Genomic DNA, 5,592 nt, shown 5'->3' on the forward strand with positions numbered 1-5,592 from the left:
GCTGCGAGGCGTCCACCGCGATGGATTCGCCCGTGGCCGCGGCGAGCGCCAGCGACGCGATCGTCTGCACGGCGTACACGGCGAGCGCGACGAGCAGGCTGCGTCCGAGCCACCCCCACCGGAGACGACCCGTCACCGACAGCAGCAGTCCGACGCCCCGCCCGCCGATCATCCGGGAGGCAGCCAGGAGGGCGGGGATCATCAGGATCAGCGGGACGACCAGGAGCAGGAATCCAGTGGGATCGGCGACGTCGAACCCGGGAACCTCACCACGGGCGAGCGCGTCGAACGTGCTCGCGAACGCGGGGACCTGCATCGCGATGACGACCAGGGGAACCATGATCGCGACCATCATGACGAGGTACAGCCCCACGGCCACGAGCGCCACCAGCAGCGGCCGCCACCAGCGCGGCGGCCGGGACCGCGCACGATCCAGCCGGTGGAAGGCGAGCTCCTCCCCCGCTCCTGCTCCCACTCCTGCTCCTGCTCCCGCCGTCACCGGAGCGGGCGGGGCTCCAGCGGGCGGCCTCGGAGCGGGCGGCGGTGGCGGTGGGTACGCCGCGGGCGATGCGTGACCGGAGCGGGGATCGATGTCGGACGGCACCCTACGATCCTCGCGGATCGGAGCAGTCCTCGCACCGCCCCGCGCCGTTCAGCCCTCGTGCGCGAACCACTCCAGCGCCAGATCGACGACGGCATACGGCGCGTCATCGGTGATGAAGTGCGCCGAGTCGTCGACGAACGCGAGCTCGAACCGCTCCGCGCAGCGGTCGTGATGGCGGCTGATCCGCCGCACGTTCGCCTCACTGAAGGGGCGATCATCACGCCCGAAGACGAACAGCGTCGGCGGCTGCAGCCGCATCCGCTTGTAATCCCCGCGCACCAGCCTGACGACCTCGGGGATGACCATGCCCCGGTACAGCGCGCGCACGTTCTGCAGCACCCCGGGTCGCCGCTCAGGCGCGAGATAGCCGTCCAGTACGTCCGCCGACAGCGGGCACGCGCCCGATGCCCAGCGCGTCGAGGATCGCCAGCACGTCGTCCCTCTGGATCGTTCGGTGCATGCCGGAGGCGTCGGCCTCGGTCCATGCGGATCCGCGCAGGTCGGGGCAGATCACCCGATAGCCGTGAGCCGCGATCCGCGGTGCGATGATCCGCCATTGCCACCAGTGCTCGGGGAAGCCGTGCAGAAGCAGGACGGGGTCGCCCTCGAATCATTTCCGCACCCGCGCGGCGCTGGTGGCGGGCGTGGCGGAGTGGATCGCCCGGCGTGAGCTGGGCGACGCCGGGGCGCCCGAGATCACCACGCGCGACGAGTTCGTCGGTGCGCTCACCCGGATGATCGAGGTGCGGTCCGGCCCGCTGGCCGCACGCACCCGCGCAAGATACGCGCTCTTCCTCGAAGCGGACGACGACGCCCTGCGGCCGCTGCGCGAGCAGCGGACGGGCATGGAGGCGTGGGTGCGCAGCATCCTGGCCCGTCTCGGCGGCGACGCGGCCGCACGCAACACGACCTTCCTCATGGCCGCAGGCGACGGGCTGCTGCTGCACCGCCTCACCGTCGACCCGGACGCCCCGATCGACGACGTCGTCACCCGCGCGATCGACGCCGCTCTGCAGCACTGACCGCCGCACCTCCGAAGGCAATCAGCCCACGCAGGGGCGGAGTCACCATAATGGGGTCATGACTGATGCGCGCATCCTGGTCGTCGACGACGAACCGAACATCCGCGACCTGCTCTCCCGGGGTCTCAGCTTCGCCGGGTTCAAGGTGAAGACCGTCGCCAACGGCGCGGCGACCATCTCCGCCGTCCTCGAGGAGGAGCCGGACCTCATCATCCTCGACGTCATGCTGCCGGACATGAACGGCTTCAGCGTGACCAAGCGACTGCGCGGGGCGGGCTTCACCGCCCCGATCCTGTTCCTCACCGCCAAGGACGACACCCAGGACAAGATCGAGGGCCTGAACGCCGGCGGCGACGACTACGTCACCAAGCCCTTCGCCCTGGACGAGATCGTCGCGCGCGCCCAGGCCATCCTGCGCCGCACGATGCAGAACGGCGACGAGGAATCGCTGATCCGCGCCGGCGAGCTGTCGATGGACCAGGACACACACGACGTCTTCGTGGGCAAGGTGCCGATCGAGCTGAGCCCCACCGAGTTCAAGCTGCTCAAGTACCTCATGCTCAACCCCAACCGGGTGCTCTCCAAGGCGCAGATCCTGGACCATGTGTGGGAGTACGACTTCAACGGCGACGCGGGCATCGTGGAGAGCTACATCTCGTACCTGCGCCGCAAGATCGACCCGCACACCGAGGAGTCGGTCATCCAGACCAAGCGGGGCTTCGGCTACATGCTCAAGGTCGGCAAGACCGCCTGAGCGCGGGCTTCAGAGCACTCCCATGGCACAAGGCGCGGACTCCGTCACCCGGTGGTGGCGGCGGATCAGCCTGCGCGCCAAGGTCACGGGGGTGACCGTCGCGGTCCTCGCGCTCGGACTCGTCGTCGCGGGGATCGGCACCGTGCCGATCCTGCGCGGTGCGATGATCAACAACATCAACCAGCAGCTGCCCTCGCTGACGTCGACGGGGCAGGCTGAGCGCTTCTTCGACGTGTCGATCCCCGACGGGAAGCTGGTCTTCGACCAGAAGGACGACGCGCCGCGCGCGACGGACTTCGTGGTCGCGTTCTACACGACCGCGGGCGATCCGATCGCGACCGCCGGCGGGCAGAGCACCCCGGAGCATCGTCCGCAGTTCCCCGCGAAGCTCAGCCTGCAGTCCGCGCAGGCCATGGGCGACACCACGGTCACGCTCACGACTCCGAGCGGCCAGACGTATTCGGCGGCAGCCGCCACCCAGTCCCTGCAGAAGATCGCCGGCGTCACCTACGTGCAGATGGTCGCGCTGCCCCTGGAGGAGGCTGACAAGATCGTCGGCACCTACTTCGCGGTGTACACGACCGTCGCGCTGGTGACGATCCTGCTCGCGGCGCTGCTGATCCGCGGTCTCGTCACGCTCACCTTCCGCAGACTCGGCCACGTGGAGTCCACCGCCATGGCCATCGCCGCCGGCGACTTCAGCCAGCGGCTGACGGACCTGGAGCCGACCACCGAGGTCGGACGCCTCAACTCCGCCATCAACACCATGCTCGACCGCGTCGACCACTCGCTCGCCCAGCGAGACCGCACGGTGCAGAACATGCGGCGCTTCATCGGCGACGCCAGCCATGAGCTGCGCACCCCGCTGGTGAGCGTGCGCGGATACGCCGAGCTGTACCGGATGGGGGCGATCAGCGGCGACGAGGACACCGCACGCGCCATGGAGCGCATCGAGAAGGAGGCGATCCGGATGGGCGTGCTCGTCGAGGACCTCCTGGCCCTCGCCCGCCTGGACGAGGATCGCGAGAAGCAGCTCGAGATCGTCCCCATCGACCTGCGCCCGGTGGCGCGGGATGCCGCCCTGGACCTGCGCGTCGCCTCGCCGGGGCGCACGATCACCGTGATCGACAAGACCGCCGAGGATCAGGAGCCCCCGCGCCTGCATCCGGCCGCCCCCGCTGCTCCCCCCGTGGCCTCTCCGGCACCGACCGGTCGCGCCGCGGGTGCGCTGGGTCGCCTGCGCCGCCGCGGAAGGCCGGCACCGGTCGTGCCGTCGATCGACTTCACCGAGGCGACGGATGCCCCGGTCCGCACGCCCCCGATCGTGCTCGGCGAGGAGAACAAGGTGCGTCAGGTCGTGACGAACCTGCTCGGCAACGCGCGCCGCTTCTCCCCCGCCGAGAGCCCCATCGAGCTCGTCGTCGGCGCCGACCGCCGCCGCGGCGTCGGCACGATCGCGATCGTGGATCACGGCGAGGGCATACCCCCGCAGATCCGCGAGCACATCTTCGAGCGCTTCTGGCGCGCCGACACGTCCCGCGCCCGGGAGACCGGCGGGGCGGGCCTGGGCCTGGCGATCGTCGCCTCGATCCTGGAGTCGCTGCACGGCTCGGTGCATGTGGAGGAGACGCCGGGAGGCGGCGCCACCTTCATCGTGTCGCTTCCGCTCGCGCCGGCACAGGCGACTCCCGCGCATCTGCTCGAGGAGACCCAGCCGTTGGACCGCCTCGACCTCTGAGCGACTTCTCCTGCACATCTCCCGCTCCCCGCGGGTTGTGCACGGATGCCGGGATCCAGGGCATCCGCTCCCCTCCGCGCTCCTAGTCTCGGAAGCCCATCGAGAGGAGAACCCCATGTCCGTCTTCACTGTCGACACCGATGCGGTCCATGCCGCCAACGGCGCCGCCCGCGCCACCATGGAGCGTCTGCAGAGCGAATCGGCCGCCCTCATGGCGCAGCTCACGCAGCTGCAGTCATCCTGGACCGGCTCCGCGTCGCTGGCGTTCCAGCAGTGCAGCGAGCAGTGGCGCGGCGCGCAGCTGCACGTCGAGCAGGTGCTGGCCTCCATCGGCACCGCGCTCGGATCGGCCGCGAGTCAGTACGCGGATGCCGATCAGTACTCCGCGAGCCTGTTCCGCTGATCGGATGCGCAGAACGCCCCCTGCCGGAGCAGGGGGCGTTCTGTCTGTCGATCAGGCCGGACTCAGAAGTCCATGCCGCCCGACGGGTCGGCCGGCATGGCCGGAGCCTTCTCGGGCTTGTCCGCGACGACGGCCTCCGTGGTGAGGAACAGGCCGGCGATCGAGGCCGCGTTCTGCAGCGCCGAGCGGGTGACCTTGGCCGGGTCGATGATGCCCTGTGCGAACATGTCGCCGTACTCGCCGGTCGCGGCGTTCAGGCCCTGGCCCGCGGGGAGCTCGGAGACCTTGTGCGCGACGACGCCGGCCTCGAGACCCGCGTTGATGGCGATCTGCTTCAGCGGCGCCTCGATGGCGACGCGGACGATGTTCGCGCCAGTGGCCTCGTCGCCCTCGAGGGTGAGGGTGTCGAGCACCTTGGCCGACTGCAGCAGCGCGACGCCACCACCGGGGACGATGCCCTCCTCGACGGCTGCCTTCGCGTTGCGGACGGCGTCCTCGATGCGGTGCTTGCGCTCCTTGAGCTCGACCTCGGTGGCCGCGCCCGCCTTGATGACGGCCACGCCGCCGGCGAGCTTGGCGAGGCGCTCCTGCAGCTTCTCGCGGTCGTAGTCGCTGTCGGTGTTCTCGATCTCGCGACGGATCTGGGTCACGCGGCCCTCGATCGCGGACTGCTCACCGGCACCCTCGACGATCGTGGTCTCGTCCTTGGTGACGATGACCTTGCGGGCACGGCCGAGCAGGTCGAGGGTGGTGTTCTCGAGCTTGAGACCGACCTCCTCGGTGATGACCTGGCCGCCGGTCAGGATCGCGATGTCCTGCAGCTGGGCCTTGCGGCGGTCGCCGAAGCCCGGAGCCTTGACGGCGACGGACTTGAAGATGCCGCGGATCTTGTTCAGCACCAGCGTCGCGAGGGCCTCGCCCTCGACGTCCTCGGCGATGATGACGAGCTCCTTGCCGTCCTGGATCACCTTGTCGACGACCGGCAGCAGGTCCTTGATGTTGCCGATCTTCTGGTTGGCGATGAGGATGTACGGGTCCTCGAAGACGGCCTCCTGGCGCTCGGGGTCCGTG

The 5,592-nt window shown here is 69.9% G+C and carries 7 protein-coding genes and 1 pseudogene; 4 read left to right on the forward strand and 4 right to left on the reverse strand.

Annotated elements, in window-relative coordinates; all coding sequences use genetic code 11:
• From BGN97_RS10885 to BGN97_RS18495, 3 genes and pseudogenes are all read right to left on the reverse strand, one after another.
• Positions 1 to 475 (reverse strand): annotated as a pseudogene (locus BGN97_RS10885) (hypothetical protein); the annotation flags it as partial.
• Positions 476 to 652: 177 nt separating this feature from the next.
• A complete protein-coding gene (locus BGN97_RS10890) occupies positions 653 to 943 on the reverse strand; it encodes an alpha/beta hydrolase (protein ID WP_292701206.1) in 291 nt (96 codons plus the stop codon).
• A gap of 13 nt (positions 944 to 956) precedes the next feature.
• Positions 957 to 1,196 (reverse strand): alpha/beta fold hydrolase, encoded by a 240-nt coding sequence (locus BGN97_RS18495; RefSeq protein ID WP_363331427.1) that lies wholly within the window; start codon positions 1,194 to 1,196, stop codon positions 957 to 959.
• A 52-nt stretch (positions 1,197 to 1,248) separates the two neighbouring features.
• On the opposite strand from BGN97_RS18495, the gene BGN97_RS10895 reads away from it, so the two are divergent.
• The 4 genes from BGN97_RS10895 (at position 1,249) to BGN97_RS10910 (ending at position 4,521) form a co-directional block, all read left to right on the forward strand.
• A complete protein-coding gene (locus BGN97_RS10895) occupies positions 1,249 to 1,626 on the forward strand; it encodes a hypothetical protein (protein WP_292701209.1) in 378 nt (125 codons plus the stop codon).
• A gap of 58 nt (positions 1,627 to 1,684) precedes the next feature.
• Positions 1,685 to 2,380 (forward strand): response regulator transcription factor, encoded by a 696-nt coding sequence (locus tag BGN97_RS10900; protein WP_285636518.1) that lies wholly within the window; start codon positions 1,685 to 1,687, stop codon positions 2,378 to 2,380.
• Between the two features lie 22 nt (positions 2,381 to 2,402).
• Positions 2,403 to 4,118, forward strand: coding sequence for a HAMP domain-containing sensor histidine kinase (locus BGN97_RS10905; RefSeq protein WP_292701213.1), 1,716 nt, complete (start codon positions 2,403 to 2,405; stop codon positions 4,116 to 4,118).
• Positions 4,119 to 4,233: 115 nt separating this feature from the next.
• The gene (locus BGN97_RS10910; RefSeq protein WP_285636523.1) at positions 4,234 to 4,521 is read left to right on the forward strand and encodes a WXG100 family type VII secretion target; all 288 of its coding nucleotides are present in this window, start codon (positions 4,234 to 4,236) and stop codon (positions 4,519 to 4,521) included.
• Between the two features lie 62 nt (positions 4,522 to 4,583).
• On the opposite strand, the gene groEL is transcribed toward BGN97_RS10910, so the two are convergent.
• On the reverse strand, positions 4,584 to 5,592 hold a 1,009-nt coding region (groEL, locus tag BGN97_RS10915; protein WP_292701216.1), incomplete at its 5' end, for a chaperonin GroEL.

Origin of the sequence: Microbacterium sp. 69-10 (assembly GCF_001897945.1) — a bacterium.
Classification (GTDB): Bacteria; Actinomycetota; Actinomycetes; order Actinomycetales; family Microbacteriaceae; genus Microbacterium.